The sequence below is a fragment of the Motilibacter deserti genome, from assembly GCF_011250635.1.
GTDB lineage: Bacteria > Actinomycetota > Actinomycetes > Motilibacterales > Motilibacteraceae > Motilibacter_A > Motilibacter_A deserti.
On sequence record NZ_JAANNP010000003.1, the window covers coordinates 263,184 to 281,328 of the forward strand.

The 18,145-nt window shown below is 73.2% G+C and carries 19 protein-coding genes; 17 read left to right on the forward strand and 2 right to left on the reverse strand.

All coding sequences use genetic code 11. From position 1 onward, the window contains the following. Nucleotides 1–4 precede the first annotated feature (4 nt). The 15 genes from G9H71_RS09445 to aroQ all read left to right on the forward strand — a co-directional run bounded on the left by G9H71_RS09445 (nucleotide 5) and on the right by aroQ (nucleotide 13,335). The gene (locus G9H71_RS09445; RefSeq protein ID WP_166281040.1) at nucleotides 5–811 is read left to right on the forward strand and encodes an alpha/beta fold hydrolase; all 807 of its coding nucleotides are present in this window, start codon (nucleotides 5–7) and stop codon (nucleotides 809–811) included. Beyond that, entirely contained in the window at nucleotides 804–1,403 is a 600-nt protein-coding gene (locus tag G9H71_RS25015; protein WP_166281041.1) for a TetR/AcrR family transcriptional regulator, read from the forward strand. The genes G9H71_RS09445 and G9H71_RS25015 overlap by 8 nt, the downstream gene beginning before the upstream one ends. A 193-nt stretch (nucleotides 1,404–1,596) precedes the next feature. Then, nucleotides 1,597–2,049, forward strand: coding sequence for a type II secretion system protein (locus tag G9H71_RS09455; RefSeq protein ID WP_166281042.1), 453 nt, complete (start codon nucleotides 1,597–1,599; stop codon nucleotides 2,047–2,049). Nucleotides 2,050–2,147: 98 nt separating this feature from the next. Then, nucleotides 2,148–3,494 (forward strand): prepilin-type N-terminal cleavage/methylation domain-containing protein, encoded by a 1,347-nt coding sequence (locus G9H71_RS09460; protein ID WP_166281044.1) that lies wholly within the window; start codon nucleotides 2,148–2,150, stop codon nucleotides 3,492–3,494. After that, entirely contained in the window at nucleotides 3,491–4,210 is a 720-nt protein-coding gene (locus tag G9H71_RS09465) for a PilW family protein (protein WP_166281046.1), read from the forward strand. Before G9H71_RS09460 ends, G9H71_RS09465 begins: the two co-directional genes overlap by 4 nt. A gap of 20 nt (nucleotides 4,211–4,230) precedes the next feature. Beyond that, a complete protein-coding gene (locus G9H71_RS09470) occupies nucleotides 4,231–6,030 on the forward strand; it encodes a type II secretion system protein (RefSeq protein WP_166281048.1) in 1,800 nt (599 codons plus the stop codon). A gap of 9 nt (nucleotides 6,031–6,039) precedes the next feature. After that, nucleotides 6,040–6,816, forward strand: a complete 777-nt coding sequence (locus G9H71_RS09475) for a prepilin peptidase (RefSeq protein ID WP_166281050.1) — start codon at nucleotides 6,040–6,042, stop codon at nucleotides 6,814–6,816. Between the two features lie 124 nt (nucleotides 6,817–6,940). Further along, nucleotides 6,941–8,008: a type IV pilus assembly protein PilM gene (pilM, locus tag G9H71_RS09480; protein WP_166281052.1), complete on the forward strand. Its 1,068-nt coding sequence runs from the start codon at nucleotides 6,941–6,943 to the stop codon at nucleotides 8,006–8,008. Continuing rightward, entirely contained in the window at nucleotides 8,008–8,694 is a 687-nt protein-coding gene (locus G9H71_RS09485; protein WP_166281054.1) for a PilN domain-containing protein, read from the forward strand. The genes pilM and G9H71_RS09485 overlap by 1 nt, the downstream gene beginning before the upstream one ends. Nucleotide 8,695: 1 nt before the next feature. Beyond that, entirely contained in the window at nucleotides 8,696–9,364 is a 669-nt protein-coding gene (gene pilO / locus G9H71_RS09490) for a type 4a pilus biogenesis protein PilO (RefSeq protein ID WP_166281056.1), read from the forward strand. Nucleotides 9,365–9,393: 29 nt separating this feature from the next. Continuing rightward, on the forward strand, nucleotides 9,394–10,041 hold the full coding sequence (locus G9H71_RS09495) for a hypothetical protein (protein ID WP_166281058.1): 648 nt from the start codon (nucleotides 9,394–9,396) through the stop codon (nucleotides 10,039–10,041). 43 nt (nucleotides 10,042–10,084) lie between these two features. After that, a complete protein-coding gene (aroC, locus tag G9H71_RS09500) occupies nucleotides 10,085–11,275 on the forward strand; it encodes a chorismate synthase (protein ID WP_166281237.1) in 1,191 nt (396 codons plus the stop codon). 25 nt (nucleotides 11,276–11,300) lie between these two features. Next, nucleotides 11,301–11,816 (forward strand): shikimate kinase, encoded by a 516-nt coding sequence (locus G9H71_RS09505; RefSeq protein ID WP_166281060.1) that lies wholly within the window; start codon nucleotides 11,301–11,303, stop codon nucleotides 11,814–11,816. Then, nucleotides 11,813–12,898 carry a 3-dehydroquinate synthase gene (gene aroB, locus G9H71_RS09510; RefSeq protein ID WP_166281062.1) on the forward strand — a complete coding sequence of 362 codons (1,086 nt, stop codon included), beginning with the start codon at nucleotides 11,813–11,815 and terminating at the stop codon, nucleotides 12,896–12,898. Before G9H71_RS09505 ends, aroB begins: the two co-directional genes overlap by 4 nt. Beyond that, a complete protein-coding gene (aroQ, locus tag G9H71_RS09515; protein ID WP_166281064.1) occupies nucleotides 12,895–13,335 on the forward strand; it encodes a type II 3-dehydroquinate dehydratase in 441 nt (146 codons plus the stop codon). The genes aroB and aroQ overlap by 4 nt, the downstream gene beginning before the upstream one ends. A gap of 81 nt (nucleotides 13,336–13,416) precedes the next feature. Here aroQ and G9H71_RS09520 read toward each other — a convergent pair whose 3' ends face one another. Next, nucleotides 13,417–15,741, reverse strand: a complete 2,325-nt coding sequence (locus tag G9H71_RS09520) for an Ig-like domain-containing protein (RefSeq protein WP_166281066.1) — start codon at nucleotides 15,739–15,741, stop codon at nucleotides 13,417–13,419. A 351-nt stretch (nucleotides 15,742–16,092) separates the two neighbouring features. Here G9H71_RS09520 and efp point away from each other — a divergent pair, with 351 nt between their 5' ends. Together efp and nusB are read left to right on the forward strand one after the other, a co-directional pair. Then, nucleotides 16,093–16,656 carry an elongation factor P gene (gene efp / locus G9H71_RS09525; RefSeq protein WP_166281068.1) on the forward strand — a complete coding sequence of 188 codons (564 nt, stop codon included), beginning with the start codon at nucleotides 16,093–16,095 and terminating at the stop codon, nucleotides 16,654–16,656. 1 nt (nucleotide 16,657) lies between these two features. Then, nucleotides 16,658–17,095, forward strand: a complete 438-nt coding sequence (gene nusB / locus G9H71_RS09530) for a transcription antitermination factor NusB (RefSeq protein WP_166281070.1) — start codon at nucleotides 16,658–16,660, stop codon at nucleotides 17,093–17,095. 103 nt (nucleotides 17,096–17,198) lie between these two features. On the opposite strand, the gene bldD is transcribed toward nusB, so the two are convergent. Continuing rightward, a complete protein-coding gene (gene bldD / locus G9H71_RS09535) occupies nucleotides 17,199–17,693 on the reverse strand; it encodes a transcriptional regulator BldD (RefSeq protein WP_166281072.1) in 495 nt (164 codons plus the stop codon). Nucleotides 17,694–18,145: the final 452 nt, after the last annotated feature.

Below are 18,145 nucleotides of genomic sequence, written 5' to 3' on the forward strand. Positions count from 1 at the left end.
GGCTATGACGCCTAGCTACCTCGACCGCGGCACCGGCCGCATCGCGTACGACGTGGTGGGGGCCGGCCCACTCGTGGTCTGCCTGCCCGGGATGGGCGACCTGCGCTCGGCCTACCGGTTCCTCGTCCCGCAGCTGGTCGAGGCGGGCTTCCGGGTTGCGACGATGGACCTGCGCGGCCACGGCGACAGCGACGTGAGCTTCGACCGCTTCGACGACGTCGCGGCCGGCGGCGACGCGCTCGCGCTCGTCGAGCACCTCGGCGGCCCCGCAGTCCTGGTGGGCAGCTCGATGGGCGCGGGCGCGGCGGTCTGGGCTGCGGCGGAGGCGCCGGCAGCCGTGTCTGGCCTCGTCCTGGCCGGCCCGTTCGTCCGCGACCCCGCCGCCGGCCACCTGACGAGGCTGGCGCTGCGGCTCGCCCTGCTCCGGCCGTGGGGCCCCAGCGTGTGGCGGGCCTACCACCGCAAGCTCTACCCGACGCGGCCGCCGGCCGACCTCTCCGACCACCTGCGGGGCATCGCCGCCGCCCAGCGCCGTCCGGGCGCCTGGCGGGCGTTCGCCGCGACGACCCGCACGAGCCACGCGCCGGCCGAGGCGCGCCTGGGGCAGGTGGCGGCGCCGGTCCTCGTCGTCATGGGCGACAAGGACCCCGACTGGCGCGACCCCGAGGCCGAGGCCGCCTGGGTCGCCGAGGCGCTGCACGGCGAGCTGCTCATGGTGCCGGGGGCGGGGCACTACCCGGCAGCGGAGCGTCCCGAGCTCGTCGGCCCGGCGGTCGCCGCACTCGCCGCAAGGGCGTCGGCGCGTGCCTAGGGCCGGCCTCACCCCGGGCCGGGTGGTCGAGGAGGCCGCCGTCCTCGCGGACGAGGCCGGCCTCGACCGCCTCACGCTCGCCCTCCTCGCACAGCGGCTCGGGGTCGCCCTTCCCAGCCTCTACAAGCACGTCAAGGGCCTCGACGACGTACGTCAGCAGCTGGGCGCGCTCGCGACCGCAGAGCTCGCGGCGCAGCTGGCCGACGCCGCCGCCGGCCGAGCCGGGCTGGACGCGCTCCTCGCCGTCGCGGTGGCCTACCGCTCCTACGCGCGGCGGCACCCTGGCCGCTACGCGGCGGCACAGCGAGCGCCCGACCCCGAGGACCCCGTCCACGTGGCGGCGGGGGAGCGGGCGGTCGGAACGATCTTCGCGGCGCTGCGGGGCTACGGCCTGGACGGCGACGACGCCGTGGACGCGACCCGCGGGCTGCGCAGCGCGCTGCACGGCTTCGTCTCTCTCGAGCAGGCCGGCGGGTTCGGCCTGCCGCAGGACGTCGACCGCTCGTTCGACTCGCTGGTGCGTTCGTTCGACGTCGCGCTGCGCGCGTGGCCGCGTGACCGGACCGTCGAAACTGTTGGCCCAAGGGGCTAAACCCGACCTCCCCGGAACCGATGACCTTTGTGTCAACGAGCTGCACCGGCCAGAAGGGGCGCCCCACCCAGGTGGGAGCCAAGTCAGGGGTCACGGCGACCCGCTGCGTCCCTGACGCCTCGGCCGGCACCGACATGGTGCCGCGAGGGACCGGCGGGGCAGCTCACGCACGGTCCTCTGGGAAGGAACCCCAATGCTCGCTCGTCTCCGCAACGCGCAGGAGAAGAAGGACTCGGGCTTCACGCTCATCGAGCTCCTCGTCGTCATGATCATCATCGGCATCCTCGCCGCGATCGCGATCCCGGTCTTCCTCTCGCAGAAGAGCAAGGCGCGCGAGACCTCGGCGAAGTCCGACGTCACGAGCCTCAGCAAGGAGGTCGCCGCCTACTTCGTGGACGGCCCGGCCAAGCTCAACGTGACCGGCTCGAGCGGCTCGTGGACCGCCACCGAGACCGGCACCGGCGCGTCGACCCCGGCGTGGACCACGACCGGCAAGCTCAGCTCCGGCAACGTCATCGACTCCTCAACGCACGTCGACGCCGCTGACAACTGGTGCGTCGCTGTCAAGACCTCGGACAGCGCGATCTGGACCTACAGCAGCACGCAGGGCCTGAAGAAGCTCACGACCTGCACCGGCGTCAACTAATCGTCACCGCTCGCAGGAGGGGTGGCCGCTTCGGCGGCCACCCCTTCTTCGCGTTCCGCGGCCCTCAAGCCGCCGCGGATCCGACCGACACACATCTCGTGACCACGGACGAAGGGATGTCGCGCGTGCTCTCCCGGCTGCGGCGTGACGACGGGTTCACCCTCGTCGAGGCCGTGCTGTCGCTCGTGATCTTTGCGCTGCTCGCCTCGATCACCGCGTCGCTCCTGATCGGGATCCTGGCCGTGACCAAGGCGAACGACAACCGTTCCGTCGCGTCGAGTCTGGCCTCGCAGCAGATCGAGGCGGTCCGGGCGAGCAAGGCGGTTGACATCCCCGACGGACTGGTCACCAGCAGCTCGACCGTCAACGGGACGACATACACCGTGCGGCAGAACGCGAACTTCGTCTCCTCCGGAGCGTCCGGCTCGCTCTGCACGTCGTCAAGCTCCACCCTCGCCTACAAGCTGGTCACCGTCGAAGTGACGTGGCCCGGCATGCGGTCGGAGAAGCCGGTACGCATGGAGACGCTCGAGGCGGTCGGCCTCGGTGCCGACGCGCTGGACGCCACGAAGGCGACGATCGCCGTACTGGTGCGGACACCCGCGGGAACGCTTGTGTCCGACGCGCTGGTGACCCTCGGGAACGGGCTGAGCCGGCTGACGGGGCTCGACGGATGCGCCGTCTTCACCGGTGTCGCGGCGGACACGTCCTACTACCCGTCGGTGTCCAAGTCCGGCTACGTCAATCGTGACGGGCAGGCGACGTGGACCGCGGGCTCGTCCGGGGTGAGCGCTGCGAGGGGCGAGGTCGGCCGCATGACGGTGGACACGTACGCCCCGAGCGGGTCGCTCGCCGTCACCCTGCGCTCGGCCAACGGCTTCCCGGTGCCGTCCTCCCTCGGCCTCACGATGCAGAGCACTATCTGGACGACGTCGCCCGTTCGTTCCTTCCCCGACTGCACGAACGCGCCGACGCCGCCGATCAGCTGCGTGTCTTGGGGATCGTCGGCTGACCCGACGGTCCAGGCACGGCCTCGGGTCGCGACCGCGCTCTTCCCGGATCGCTACACAGCCTGGGCCGGGACCTGCACGCCGGGTGCCCCGGCCACCAGTGCCACCACGGGGCTGCAGCGGGTGAACGAGGGGGCGACGACCCCGGCCACCCTGCAGCTCGTCGATCTGCTCGTGCGTCCTCCGGGCGTCACAGGCGCCAACCGCGTATGGCTGCAGAACACAGGGACCGGATGCGCGAGCGAGCAGTGGGCCCTCACCGAGGACGCGTCGACTCCGGGCACCTACCGGATCGCCCTGCCGGCGGGCACCACGACGTGGCGCGTCGTCACCACCGCGACGAGCGCACCCCCTACGTCGACCGCGCAGGTGGTCGTCGCGCCACGGCAGTTCCCGACCGCTTCGACGGTCGGGAACCCGGTGGTCCTGCCATGACCCTCCTCCAACTGCTCCGGCGACGTCGACCGAACGGCGATTCCGGCATTACCCTTGCCGAGCTCGTCGTCGCGATGTTCGTCGGCGGGATCGTGCTGTCCGGAGTGACAGCCCTGAGCATCGCGGTTCAGGGGTCCGTGGGGAAGGCCACCGCGCGGTCCTCCGCGACCTCGGACGTACGCATCGCGCTCGGATACATGACCGCGCGGCTCCGGGTCGCCGTGTCGCCGGACGGCGGGGCCACGCCGGCATTCACGTACGCCGGGCCGGACAAGGTGGTCTTCTACGCCAGCCTTTCCAAGCCCTCGAACCGTCCCACGCGATGGGACAAGCCCCGGCCAGTGAAGGTGGAGTACTGGGTCGACTCCGGCACCGGCTGCCTGATGCAGGCGGAGACCGCGCCGACGGAGGCGGCGGCGCCGTATTCCTGGACCAGTGGCCGCACGACCACCTGTCTCGCCCGCGGGACCGTCAACCCTCCGGACTCGACGGGGACGCGGCGACCGATCTTCACCTACTACGCGCAGAACGTGCTGGCAATGAAAGAGTTCGTCGCCGTGACGCCCGACGCGACGGGCGCCGTGGCCGACGCGGCCCGGCCGAGCATCGCCAGCGTCGCCATCGACCTCTCCCTCCAGCCGGCCAAGCCCGCGGGCGTCACGCCCGCCCGGGCGCAGACCCGGCTGACCCTGCCCAACCTGCTGAAGCTGTCATGAGCCGTCGAGGAGGAACTCCTGTGCGTCCGCGCCTGCTGTCGCGTGCCCGCCGCGCCGACGACTCCGGCTTCACCCTGGTGACCGTCACCGTCTCGATGGTCGTGCTCTTCCTGCTCCTGTCCGCAGCGATGGTCGTCGTGGTCAACGACCTGGGCCCGGAGCGCAGGAACCAGAGCGACCTGTCGGCGGTGGCCGCCGCGCAGGCGGGGGTCGACGAGTTCACGTCGCGGTTGAACGTCAACTCGAACTACTACCGTGACGACGAGATCGCGAAGACGACGAACGCCGCTCTTGCGACCGCAGCACAAATGTCCTCGAAGACGTTCCTCGGCGCGCCCGTGCCGGGCACCGGCACGTCCGGTGGCTACTTCAAGTATCGCCTGCTGAGCTCCACGGCGGACACGACCAAGAACGGCATCATCCGGCTGCAGGTCACCGGCACCAGCGCGTCCGGCTCGGGCGGGCGCTCGCACACGCTGACCGTCGAGTACCGGCGCAACCCGCTGCTCAACTACCTGTGGAACACGCAGTACGAGGCGCTGTACCCGGGCGCCTACAAGAACTCGGCCTCGGCTGTCGTCGACGGCGCGCCCTCCACCAACCGGACGTCCTACCGGGCGGACCCGAGGATGGTGGAGGAGCTCTGCGCCGCACGCTACTTCACACCGCGAGGCTCCAGCCAGATCGGCCGCGCCAACGTCCGCTACACCAGCGGCGTGCAGACGACCCTGACGAGCGGCGAGCGGTACACCCCGTACTACCTCGTCAACAACGTCGTGTCCTACGACCAGCGCACGATCACGGGGCTGTGCGCCTCGGGTGAACCGGAGTGGACGACGGGGGACGTCGTCGACGGGCCGCTGCACAGCAACGACGCGCTCAAGATCGGCGGCACGGTCGCCTTCCTCAACCGCATCGTGGAGACCGGGTGGAGCAGCACGGCTTCGCCGGCTCCTTCCTCCACGTCGCGGCTTTGGTACGGCAACAGCGCGCCGCTGACGCAGTACGCCGGTCGGCCGGCGTTCTCGCCGTACTACGCCCCGGACATCGAGCTGCCCGGAACCAACGAGAAGCTGCGCCAGTCCGCGGGCACGGACGGCTGTGTCTACACGGGGGAGACGACCGTCGTCTTCAACCGCACGACGATGAGCGTCTACAGCCCGAACACGAGAACGACCAAGGCCGGGTGCTTCAACGCCGCCAGCGCGAACACCGCGCAGACCTACCCGATCCCGTCGGTGGTCTACGTCGACGCCTCCGGCAGCACAGGCTGCACCAATGCCTGGGCGAGGCCGGCGGGCATGGACACCGGCGTGCAGACGAACGACTACTCGTGCACCCAGGGAGACGTCTTCGTGCAGGGCACGGTCGCGGGCCAGGTGACGGTGGCCGCCGCCAACGACATCGTCGTCACGGGTGACCTGAAGTACGACTCCGGGATCACGGGCACGGACGTCATCGGCCTCGTCGCCAACAGCTTCGTGTGGGTCTACCACCCGGTCGACGGCGGATCGAACATGCTCACGTCGGCCAACAGCGTGCACTACATCGACGCCGCCGTCACCGCGCTCAACCGCAGCTTCTCCGTGGAGAACTGGAGCGCCGGCGCCGGAATGTCCACGTCGGCGAACGACGCCACCAAGCTGAACGTCCGCGGCGTCATCGTCCAGAAGTTCCGCGGGGCGGTGGGCACCGGCGGCGGGGCGAGCGGCTACCTCAAGAACTACTCCTACGACGCTCGTCTGGCCAACCAGCCGCCGCCGTACTACTCGCGTCCCGAGGCCACCTCGTGGGACCCGACTCTCGTCTCGGAAGGCTAGCCCCGGGCTATGGCATTGCTCCTGCTGCTCGCCGTGGCCGGCCTCGCCGTCGGCTCGTTCCTCAACGTCGTCGTCTGGCGCGTGCCGCGCGGCGAGAGCGTCGTCACCCCGGCCTCGCACTGCCCGTCGTGCGGCGCAGCCGTGCGGACGCGCGACAACGTCCCGGTCCTGAGCTGGCTGCTCCTGCGTGGCCGGTGCCGCGACTGTGCGGCTCCGATCAGCGCGCGCTACCCGCTCGTCGAGGCGCTCACGGCCGTCGTGTTCGTCGTCCTGGGGGCGCGGCTCGGCGCCTCCTGGGAGCTGCCGGCCTTCCTCTACCTGGGCGCCGTCGGCGTCGCGCTCGCCCTCATCGACCTCGACGTGAAGCGGCTGCCCAACGCGATCGTGCTGCCGTCGTACGTCGTTGCCCTCGTGCTCCTGGCCGTCCCGGCTCTCGTCGACGGCCGCTGGCCGGACTACGGGCGCGCCCTGCTGGGGATGGCGATCCTCTACGGCGGCTACTTCGCCCTGGCCTTCGCCTACCCGGCCGGGATGGGCTTCGGTGACGTCAAGCTCGCCGGCGTGCTCGGCCTCTACCTCGGCTGGCTCGGCTGGGGGCCGCTGGCCGCGGGGGCGTTCCTTGGCTTCCTGCTCGGGGGAGTGGTGGGCGTCGTGCTCCTCGCCGGCCGCCAGGCGACGCGCAAGACGGCCCTTCCGTACGGCCCCTTCATGCTCCTCGGGGCGCTCATCGGCGTCCTCGCCGGCAGCGGGCTGGCCGGGGCCTACCTCGAGGCCATCGGCGCCTGAGCGGCGCACACCACCCGATCCCGCGCCCGCCGAGCGCTCAAGGGACCGCCCGCCGCGCCGAAGGTTCTTCTCGAGTGCACTTCCGTGCGCAGCGCGGCCAGGTCCGGCCGGGGAAGGAAGCGACGTGGCTGGAGCCATCGGTCTCGACATCGGGACCTCCGGCGTGCGGGCGGCAGAAATGTCGTTCAGCAAGGGTCGGGCGACCCTCGAGCGCCTCGGCGAGGTCCCCCTCCCGCCCGGCGCCGTCCGTGACGGGGAGGTCGTCGACCCGGCCGCTGTCGCAGCCGCGCTGCGCCAGCTCTGGAGCAGCGCGCACTTCTCCAGCAAGCGGGTCGCCCTGGGCGTGGCCAACTCCCGCGTCGTCGTCCGTCAGGTCGAGGTGCCGTGGATGCCGGTGGAGGAGCTCAAGGGCTCGCTCGCGTTCCACGTCCAGGACCTCGTCCCGATGCCGGTCGACCAGGCCGTGCTCGACTTCCACCCGCTCGAGGAGGTGGAGACGCCCTCCGGCGCCCGCGTCCTGCGCGGCCTGCTCGTCGCCGCCTCGCGGCAGATGGTCGACAGCCTGCTCGAGGCCGTCCAGCAGGCCAAGCTCGTCCCGGCCTCGGTGGACCTCACACCGTTCGCGGTCCTGCGGTCGGTCGGCTCCGTCGCCACCGACGACGCACCTGCTGAGGCGCCGGTGGAGGCGATCGTCGAGATCGGCGCCCGCGTCACCAACGTGCTCGTTCACCGGGCAGGGGTGCCGCGCTTCGTCCGCATCCTCGCCATGGGCGGGCAGCACCTCACCGAGGCGGTCGCCGACCGGCTCGGCGTGCCCTTCGGGCAGGCCGAGCAGCTCAAGCAGGACCTCGCCGGGCATGACGCCTTCGCCGAGGCAACGGCGGAGCAGGCCCAGGCGCGGCAGGCCCTGGAGGACGCGACGGGAGCGCTCGTCGCGGAGATCCGCGGGTCGTTCGACTACTACGTCGCGTCCACCGGCTCGGCGCCGATCGCGCACCTGCTGCTGAGCGGTGGCGGGGCCCGCCTCGCGGGCCTCGCGGCGCGGCTCTCCGACGTGACCCGGCTGCCGGTCCACGCAGTGACGCCGCTCCCGCGGCTCCGGCTCGGCAAGCACCTTCCCAGCGACGGCAGCCTCGACCGGCTCGCGGCCTCGTCGACCGTCCCCGTCGGCCTCGCTCTCGGAGCTGCGTGATGACGACCCCGCTCCTGTCCCTGCCCACCGAGGCGGCCGTCTCGCCGGCGCTCGCCGCTGCGCTGCCGCGGGTCAACCTGCTACCCCCGGAGATCGTCGAGCGCCAGCGCTTCCGCAAGGTGCAGGCCGGCCTCGGTGCCGGCCTCGGGGTCGTCGCCGCGCTCGTCATCGCCGCGTACGGCGTGACCGCCGGCTCCGTTTCGGACGCCCGGCAGGACCTGGCCGTGGCCACGGCCGAGGGCGCGCGGCTGCAGACCGAGCAGCAGGCGTACGCCGACGCCCCGGCCGTGCAGGCGAAGCTGAAGTCGGAGAAGGCGCTGCTCGCCGCGGCGATGGGCCAGGACGTGCGGTGGTCGCAGTACCTGCGCGACATCGCCCTGCTGATGCCGAACGGCGTCTGGCTCACCGACGTCTCCGTAGTCCAGGCGGGGGCCGGCGCCGGCGCGTCGGACGCGGCCGGGCAGGGCGTCGCCTCCATCGTGTTCAGCGGCAAGGCCACGAGCCAGAACGCCGTTGCGGGGTGGCTCGACGCCCTGGCCACCGAGCCCGGGTTCAGCGATCCCTTCTTCACGAACTCGACGTCTGCCCTCGATCCTCAGCTCGGACGGACGGTCGTCACCTTCTCCTCGACGGTGACCGTGACCTCCGAGGCGCTGTCCCACCGCTACGACTCGACGGGAAGCTGACATGACCCGCACCCACAAGTGGACGGCGGGCACGGTCGTTGTCGGCCTGCTCCTGCTCGCGGCCGGGTGGCTCCTGCTCGTGGGCCCGAAGCGCGCCGAGGCGTCCGGCCTGCGGGACGAGGCCACGGCGCAGACGGCTCAGAACGCGCAGCTGCACACCCAGCTCGCCGAGCTGAAGAAGCTCGCGGCCGAGCTGCCTGCCGCCCAGCGCGCGCTCGACGAGATCGGCAGCAAGGTGCCGGACACGGTCGGGCTTCCCGCGCTGGTGCGGCGTGTCTCGGCCCTGGCCAAGTCCTCCGGCGTCGACGTCGTGAGCATCACGCCGGCGGCGCCCGTGTCCGTCGCCGCTGCGGACGCGAGCGCGGACTCCGGTCTGCAGAGCGTCTCGGTCGGCCTTTCCGTCACCGGTGACTACTTCGAGGTGGCCGCCCTGCTCTCCAAGCTGGAGACGATGGGGCGGGCGTTCCTCGTGACGACGGTCTCCCTCGCCGACGCGAGCGCCAGCGGCGAGGACGTGCCCGCGGGCACCGTGCAGGCCCAGATCCAGGGCTCGGTCTTCGTCCGGGCAGCGGCCGGCGCGACCGCGACCGACGCCCAGCCGGGTGCCGCCGTGACGGGCTCGACGGCCCCCGCGGGCGCTTCCGGAACCTCCACCGCGCCGGCCAGCTGAGCCGGCCCCAGCAAGCGAAGGACATCTCGATGCCCCGCAGTGCAGGCACCGGCGCCCAGCCGCAGGTGCGGCCCGGCTTCCTCGTCGCCGGCGGCGGCGCCCTCGTGGTCGCCGTCGCCGCGGTCGCCTGGTCGGCGACGACCGGTGACGACTCCGACCTGGAGACGGCCTTCGACGTCCCGGTCGCCGTGGCCTCCGCGACCCCGACGCCGAGCGGAGACGCCCAGCCGGCCGAGGTCCCCGTCACCAGCGGCCGGACCGCCGGCGGCAGCGCCCTGCGCAACCCGTTCGTGCCGGTTGTCGCCGCGGTCTCGCCCACCCCGACCGCGACGCAGACTCCGACCGCGGCCCCGACCGCCGCCGTCTCGCCGGTGCCGTCCCCGGCCGCCACCGCGGCGCCGAGCGCGTCCCCGGACGGCACGGGGGCCCCCGCCACCACGCCGTCGCCGAGCCCCTCCGCGACCGCGGTCACCGTCAAGCTCGTGGCCGTGGCGGCGGACAACGCGGCCGCGACGTTCCTCGTGGCCGGCAAGACCTACGTCGCCGTCCCCGGCGCAGCCTTCGCCACGGACTTCACCCTCGAGCGGCTCGAGGGCGGCAGCTGCGGCACCATCGCGTACGCCAGCACCAAGAAGGACCTCTGCGAGGGCGAGACGGTCGCGGCGAAGCTGGGGTGACGGCCGGCGCTTGCGTGGGGCGGGCCCCTCGCGCTGTGCGAGGATTCGGTCCGTGCTGCGCTGGATCACCGCCGGGGAGTCCCACGGCCCCGCCCTGCTCGCCGTCCTCGAAGGGCTTCCCGCGGGGGTGCGCGTCACGACGCGCGACCTCGCCGATGACCTGGCCCGGCGCCGGCTCGGCTACGGCCGCGGCGCTCGCATGTCCTTCGAGCAGGACGAGGTCGAGCTGCTCGGCGGCGTGCGCCACGGGGTCACGCAGGGCGGGCCGGTCGCCGTGCGCGTCGGCAACACCGAGTGGCCCAAGTGGGAGCAGGTCATGTCCGCCGACCCGGTGGACCCGGAGGTGCTCGCGGGGCTGGCCCGCAACGCGCCGCTGACCCGGCCCCGCCCCGGTCACGCCGACCTGGTCGGCATGCAGAAGTACGGCTTCGAGGACGCCCGCCCGATCCTGGAGCGCGCGTCGGCCCGCGAGACCGCGGCCCGGGTCGCGCTCGGCCGCGTCGCGAAGGCGTTCCTCGCCCAGACCGTCGACGCGACGGTGGTCAGCCACGTCGTGCGCATCGGCGGCGCGGTCGCCCCGGACGGCGTCGTGCCGGGCCCGGACGACCTGGCGGCGGTCGACGCCGACCCGGTCCGCTGCTTCGACCCCGCGGCCAGCGCCGCGATGGTCGAGGAGATCGACCGGGCGCACAAGGACGGCGACACGCTCGGCGGCGTCGTGGAGGTCGCGGTCCTCGGGCTGCCGCCCGGCCTCGGCAGCCACGTCCACTGGGACCGCCGCCTCGACGCCCGGCTCGCCGGCGCGCTCATGGGCATCCAGGCGATCAAGGGCGTGGAGGTCGGCGACGGCTTCGCCCTCGCTGCGACGCCCGGGTCGAAGGCGCACGACGAGATCGAGACGGGCCAGGACGGCCGCATCCGGCGCCGCAGCGGGCGCTCGGGCGGCACCGAGGGGGGCATGTCGACCGGTGAGGTCCTGCGCGTGCGGGCCGCCATGAAGCCGATCGCCACCGTGCCGCGCGCGCTGGACACCGTCGACGTCGCCACCGGCGAGGCGACCAAGGCCCACCACCAGCGCAGCGACGTCTGCGCCGTGCCGGCCGCGGGCGTGGTGGCCGAGGCCATGGTCGCGCTCGTCCTCGCCGACGCCGTGCTGGAGAAGTTCGGGGGCGACTCCGTCGGCGAGACCCGGCGCAACGCCACCGCCTACCTCGACGGGCTGGGCATCCGTTGACGGCTCGACGGGTGCACTCGCTTTCATGAGCCCGCGTGCTGTCGTCGTCGGCCCGCCCGGTGCAGGCAAGACCACTGTGGGGCAGTTGCTCGCCCGCCGGCTCGAGGTGCCCTTCCGCGACACCGACTCCGACGTCGAGGCCGTGGCCGGCATGACGGTCGCGGACCTCTTCATCGAGAAGGGTGAAGCGCACTTCCGTGAGCTCGAGCGGGCCGCGGTCGCGGCCGCCCTCACGGAGTTCGACGGGGTCCTCGCGCTGGGCGGGGGAGCAGTGCTCGACGCCGGCACCCGCGCGGCCCTCGTCGCGTCCCCCGCACCCGTCGTCCTGCTCGTGGTCGGCATCGAGGACGCCGCGGCCCGCGTGGGGTTCAACCAGGCCCGCCCGCTCCTGCTCGGCAACCCGCGCCAGCAGTGGCAGCGGCTGCTCGAGCAGCGCAAGGGCTTCTACGAGGAGGTGGCCACCATGACGGTGCCGACCGACAAGCGCGCTCCCGCCCACGTCGCGGACGAGATCGCGGCCCGGCTGGCGGACGCGCAATGAGCGGGCCCACCCGCATCCACGTCGGGGGCGAGGCGCCGTACGACGTCGTCGTGGGACGCGGGCTCCTCGGGGAGCTGCGCGGCCTGCTCGGCGACCGCGTGCGCCGGGTCGCCGTGATCCACCCGCACGCGCTGGCCGCCACGGCGGACGCCGTGCGCGAGGACCTCGCGGCCGCAGGGCTCGAGGCCTTCGTGCTCGACACGCCAGACGGCGAGGACGCGAAGACGGCTGAGGTCGCGGCGTTCTGCTGGTCGGTGCTCGGGCAGGCGAGCTTCACGAGGACGGACGCGGTGGTCAGCGTCGGAGGCGGCGCCACCACCGACCTCGCCGGGTTCGTGGCGGCGACCTGGCTGCGCGGGGTGCGCGTCGTGCACGTGCCGACCACGCTGCTGGCGATGGTCGACGCGGCCGTGGGCGGCAAGACCGGCATCAACACGGCCGAGGGCAAGAACCTCGTCGGCGCCTTCCACCCGCCCGCGGGCGTCCTCTGCGACATGGCGACGCTCGAGACTCTGCCGGTGAACGACTACGTCGCCGGCCTCGCGGAGGTCGTCAAGGCCGGCTTCATCGCCGACCCGCGCATCCTCGAGCTCATCGAGGCCGACCCCGAGGGCGCGGCGTCACCGACCGGGCAGCACGCCCGCGAGCTGGTCGAGCGGGCGATCGCGGTGAAGGCGAAGGTCGTGACGGCGGACCTGCGCGAGTCCGGCGAACGCGAGTTTTTGAACTACGGGCACACTCTTGGCCACGCGATCGAGAAGGTCGAGCGCTACCAGTGGCGGCACGGGTCCGCCGTGGCGATCGGGATGATGTTCGCCGCCGAGCTCGCCCGGCTCGCCGGCCGGCTCGACGACGCCGTCGTGGACCGCCACCGGGCGATCCTCACCACGCTCGGGCTCCCCACGCAGTACGCCGCGGGCACCGCCGCGTGGCCGAAGCTGCTCGAGACGATGAAGGTCGACAAGAAGTCGCGCGGCGACCTGCTCCGCTTCATCGTGCTCGACGACGTCGCCAAGCCCTCCCGGCTCGAGGGGCCGGACCCCGCGCTGCTGGCGGCGGCGTACGCCGAGGTCACGCCGTGAGGACCGTCCTGGTGCTGAACGGGCCCAACCTCGGCCGGCTGGGCAGCCGCGAGCCCGAGGTCTACGGGTCGGAGACGTTCGCCGACCTGACCGCGGCGTGCGAGCAGGCGGCAGCCGAGGTCGGCCTCTCCGCCGACGTGCGGCAGACCGACGACGAGGCCGAGCTGGTGCACTGGCTGCACGCCGCCGCCGACAGCGCGACGCCGGTCGTGCTCAACCCGGCCGCGTTCACGCACTACTCCTACGCGCTGCGCGACGCCTGCGCCCAGCTCGACGGGCGCGCGCCGCTCGTCGAGGTGCACATCACCAACCCCGCCCGCCGCGAGGCGTTCCGGCACACGAGCGTCGTGGCCGGGGTCGCGACGGGCACGGTCGCCGGCTTCGGGCTCGACTCCTACCGGCTCGCGCTGCGCGCGGTCGCGTCGCTGCTCGGCTGACGAGCTTCCGCCGCCGACGGCGCGAGCGCCGCGCCTCGAGGAGAGGCGCGGCGCTCGCTGGGTCCGTGGCCGTGGCGTGTGTCAGGAGACGCTGATCGCGTCGACCGTGACGTCCTTGCCGCGCGAGCGCTTGTTGGCCTTGCCGGTGGCCGCCACGACGACCGTGTGCTTGCCGGGCGCGGCCTTCAGCGTGGCCACCGTGCCGCAGGAGCTGTAGCCCTTGTAGAGGTCGATCACGGCGCGCCGCTTCCCGTCGACCGCGACGGCGACCGTGCCGGACCGCGTGCTGCGGCAGGCCTGGACCGTCACCTTCGTCCCGCGCACCACCGCCCGGACCGCTGGCTTCGCCCCGACGGCGGCGACGCGCAGGAACGACTTGCCCGTCGCGTCCGAGGCCGTCACGGTGCGCCAGCCGCCGCGTACGCGCACGAGCGCCTTGCTCGCGCTGTCGACGACGCCGGTGGTGCGCACCGCCGTGGCGCTCGCGACCGCGGGCTTGCCGGACAGGTCGAGCACGCCGGCCGCCACCCAGGCCGAGTAGCGGGTGTTGGCCACGAGCGGCGCCGCGGGGGTGAAGGCGTAGGACGTGTCGCCCACCCGGGAGACGACGCCGCGCACGCGCACGCCGTCCTCGCCCACGACGCCCACCGTCGACGTCGTGACCCCGGTGACCGGCTCGCTGAAGGCCAGCGGCACGGCCCCGGTCAGCGCGAGCCCATCGCTCGCGCCGATCGAGAGCTGCGGGGTGTCGACGTCCCGGCGGAAGGACGGGCCGACCGACCACGGGTAGGCGAAGCCGGACTCGTCGAGGGCGCGGACCCGCCACGCGTAGACGCCGTTGCCCAGCTTGCTCGCGTCGAGCGTGGTGTGGCTGGTGGCCGGCGCGTCACCGGCGCGCACCACGCGGTCGGTGGTCACGTCGGCCACCGGCTGGGCGAAGTTGCCTTCCACGGCCAGCTGGAGCTGGTACGCCTTGGCCTCCGAGTCGGTCGCGCTGATCACCGCTCCGGCGGCGAGCGTCGGGGCCTGCGTCGACCAGGTGGCCGTGATCGTGGCCGGAGCCGACACCGTGGACACGGCGCGAACCGGGGACGCCGCCTTCTTCGTGAACTGCTGCGGAGCGGTGACCGGGCCGCACGTGCTCCACCCGCAGGCCTGCACGCCCCAGTAGAGCGAGCGCGCGTCGGGGAGGGTGCCGTACGGCGACAGGCTCGTCGCGTGCGTCTCCCACACGTGGTCGGCGTCGCGCAGGTCCTTGCTCCGCGACAGGTAGACCCGGTACTTCAGCGCTCCCGCCACGGGCTCCCACGAGAAGAACGGGGTCGCGGTGAGGCCGGCGGAGCCGGCAGGGGCGAGCCGGGCCGAGCCGGGGGCGGCCGAGACGTTTGCCTCGATGGCGGTGCCGGCCACGACCGCCACTGCCTGCTGCGACCACCGGCTGCAGTCGGGAGCGGGGGCGTACTTCGGCACGTCGGACGGGATGGGCACGGTGACCTTGCCCGTGCTGTCCTTCACCCCGTCGGCGTTGTCCCAGACGCCCGTGCAGCCGACCGCGGGGTCGGCGAAGGGCGTCTTCGTCGTGCTCACCGTGCCGTCGCGCCCGCGGACCCGCCAGTACCACGTGCCCGGGAAGAACTTGCCGTCCTCCATCGGGTTGCGCGCCGCGACGTCGTCGGCCGCGTCCTGCAGGCACACGGCCTTCGCGTCGGCCTGGGCCTTGTCCAGGCAGGGCTTCTGGGCCTCCTCGAGCCACTCGACCCGCGGGTCCATGCTCGTGTAGGCGAACGTGCAGCGCGCCTCGTCGCCGGGCAGCGCCTCCTTGCCGACGGCGGTGGCGTACGGCGCGAGGAAGGTGTGCTGGGTGAAGCAGGTGAAGCGCCGCTTGTCCTCGCGCCCCTCGTAGCCCCAGTCGTCGTGGAACGGGTCGGTGCTGAACTCGACCTCGTAGAACGAGGCGTCCTCGACCGGCTGCCAGCTCACGGCGGGCACCCGCGTGCCGGCAATGGTCACCGGCGACTGCGGCTGCGCGTCCCAGCTGCGGGTGAGAACGGCCGGCGCGCTCCAGTCGCCCGCTCCGGCGGCGGTCGTGGCGCGGACGCGCCACACGTAGTCCCCGCTGGGCAGGAGCGGAGGCAGCTGCCAGCCCGGGGCCGCGACGGTCGCCGCGAGGACGGTGGGGTCGAACTCGTCGCTGTCGGAGAGCTGGACCTCGTAGCCCGTCGCTCCCTCCACCGGCGCCCAGCGCAGCTCGGCGTTCGACACCACGGCCCCGCCCGCCGGCGCGAGCTCGACGGGGGCGGGCGCCGCCGCGGCCCCGGCCAGCTGAGCGGGCGCCACGACGAGCGCGGCGAGCACGGCGAGCGCGACCGGCAGCGCGCCGAGGCGCCAACGGCGCGATGTGGACATGCGGGCTCCCCTCGCGGGGGCGTCCGCCCCCTCTGCCCGACAGTCGGCGGGAACGCGCAGGCTGCGATGGCCCAGACGGATGATCGACCGCGCCCGGGCTGGGCCGGGAGGGTGACGTACGCGCGCCGCAGGCCGTCGGGCGGCCGCCCGCCCGCTCCCGGTAGGCTGGACCGCCGTGCCTTCGTGACGGTCGCATCCCGCAGCAGACGCGGGGACGACGGCGGGGCCGAGCGTCGAGGGACCCGCCGGAGCCGCCGTCACGGTCGGACGGTGCCTTCGAACGCCCCAGCGGGCGCTCGGCGGGGCGGGCACGGCACGACGACGGACGAACGAGCGAGGCGAGGCGTACCCGTGGCGACGAGCAACGACCTGAAGAACGGCCTGGTGCTGAACATCGACGGCCAGCTGTGGACCGTCATCGAGTTCCAGCACGTCAAGCCCGGCAAGGGCGGCGCCTTCGTGCGCAGCAAGCTCAAGAACGTCCTGTCCGGCAAGGTCGTCGACCGCACGTTCAACGCGGGCGTCAAGGTCGAGACCGCGACCGTGGACAAGCGCGACATGCAGTACCTCTACAAGGACGGCAACGACTTCGTGTTCATGGACACGGACTCCTACGACCAGCTGCACGTGCCGGCGGCGACCGTGGGCAAGAACGCCGACTACCTCCTGGAGAACCAGGAGGCGATGGTCGCCATCCACGAGGGCACGCCGCTCTACATCGAGCTCCCGGCCTCCGTCGAGCTCGTCATCGAGTACACCGAGCCCGGCCTGCAGGGCGACCGGTCCACCGGCGGCACCAAGCCGGCCCGCCTCGAGACCGGCGCCGAGATCTCGGTCCCGCTCTTCATCACCAGCGGCGAGAAGGTCAAGGTCGACACCCGCGACGGGTCCTACCTCGGCCGCGTGTCGAGCTGACGTGTCGGCACGCCACAAGGCGCGCAAGGGTGCGCTCGACGTCCTCTTCGAGGCCGAGCAGCGCGGCCGGGACGCGCTGACCACGCTCGCGGAGAAGGTGCAGCGGGCCGACCCGCCGGTCGCGGCGTACGCGGCCGAGCTCGTCGAGGGCGTCAGCGCGCACCGCGCGGCGATCGACGCGGTGCTCGCCGAGCACGCCCAGGGGTGGGAGCTGGACCGGATGCCGGCCGTCGACCGCAACGTGCTGCGGATCGGCGCCTACGAGCTGCTCTACCGGGACGACGTCCCGGGCGCGGTCGTGGTGTCCGAGGCCGTCCTGCTCGTCGGCGAGCTGTCCACCGACGAGTCGCCGGGGTTCGTCAACGGCCTGCTCGGCCGGCTGCTGGAGCTGCGCCCCCAGCTCTCCCAGGTGGCGGGGCCGCAGGAGCCGCAGGCCTGAGCGGCCGCGCGGGCAGCGGACGCCCGCCCCAGACAGCGAAGGAGGCGCCCCCTCAGGGGCGCCTCCTTCGTCGTCGTTGCGGGCCGTCGCGGCCGGTGCTGCCTCAGTCCTCGACGACTGCGCGCCGGGCCTCGGGGTTGAGCACGCCCCACGTGATGAGCTGCTCGGTCAGGACGCTCGGCGACTGGTCGTAGATCACCGCGAGCGTGCGCAGGTCGTCCTGCCGGATCGAGAGCACCCGGCCGTTGTAGTCCCCGCGCTGGCTCTGGATCGTCGCGGCGTAGCGCGCGAGCGGCCCGGCCTTCTCCGCCGGGACCGAGCCCAGGCGCTCGAGGTCGATGACCAGCCGCGGCGGCGGCTCCGCCGCGGCGCTGGGCGCCCCCTCGGGCAGCAGCTCGGCGACCGGGACGCCGTAGAAGTCGGCCAGCTCCGCGAGGCGCTGCACCGTGACCGCGCGGTCCCCGCGCTCGTACGACCCGACCACGACCGCCTTCCAGCGGCCGTCGGACTTCTCCTCGACGCCGTGCAGCGAGAGGCCTTGTTGGGTCCGGATCGCCCGGAGCCGCGCTCCCAGCGCCCTTCCGTACTCGCTTGCCACCCGTGAACCTCCCAGCGATTACCGGCCGCGAGGGCCGTGACTTAGAGTGACGTTACGGAGAGTGAAGGCCGCAGGTCAAGGCCGACTCCGTGTTCACCATCCGTACGGGGGACAGCGGGCGGTCAAACCGGGTCACGATATCCCACTGCGCCATGCTCGCTCCCGGTTCGCCCGTCCGACCGCCGGTCTGGCCGGTGCGCCGGCAGCTGCCCTTGCCCCGGGCCCTCCTCGTGCCCCCTTCGGTCGCCGCTGTCCCGCTTGATCCGGTCGGAAGGTTAGGGGAGGGCGGAGCCTCGACTGCGCCGCTCTCCGCGCGACGCGCCGCGTTGGCTGTTGCCGCGCCAAGAATCGCACTGCGCGTCACGATGATCGGACGCTGCGTGCGGGGCTGACAGCTGCTCGTGCCTCCCCGCCGACGCTCCGCGGGCGAGGTGCACCCGCCCGACCACCAG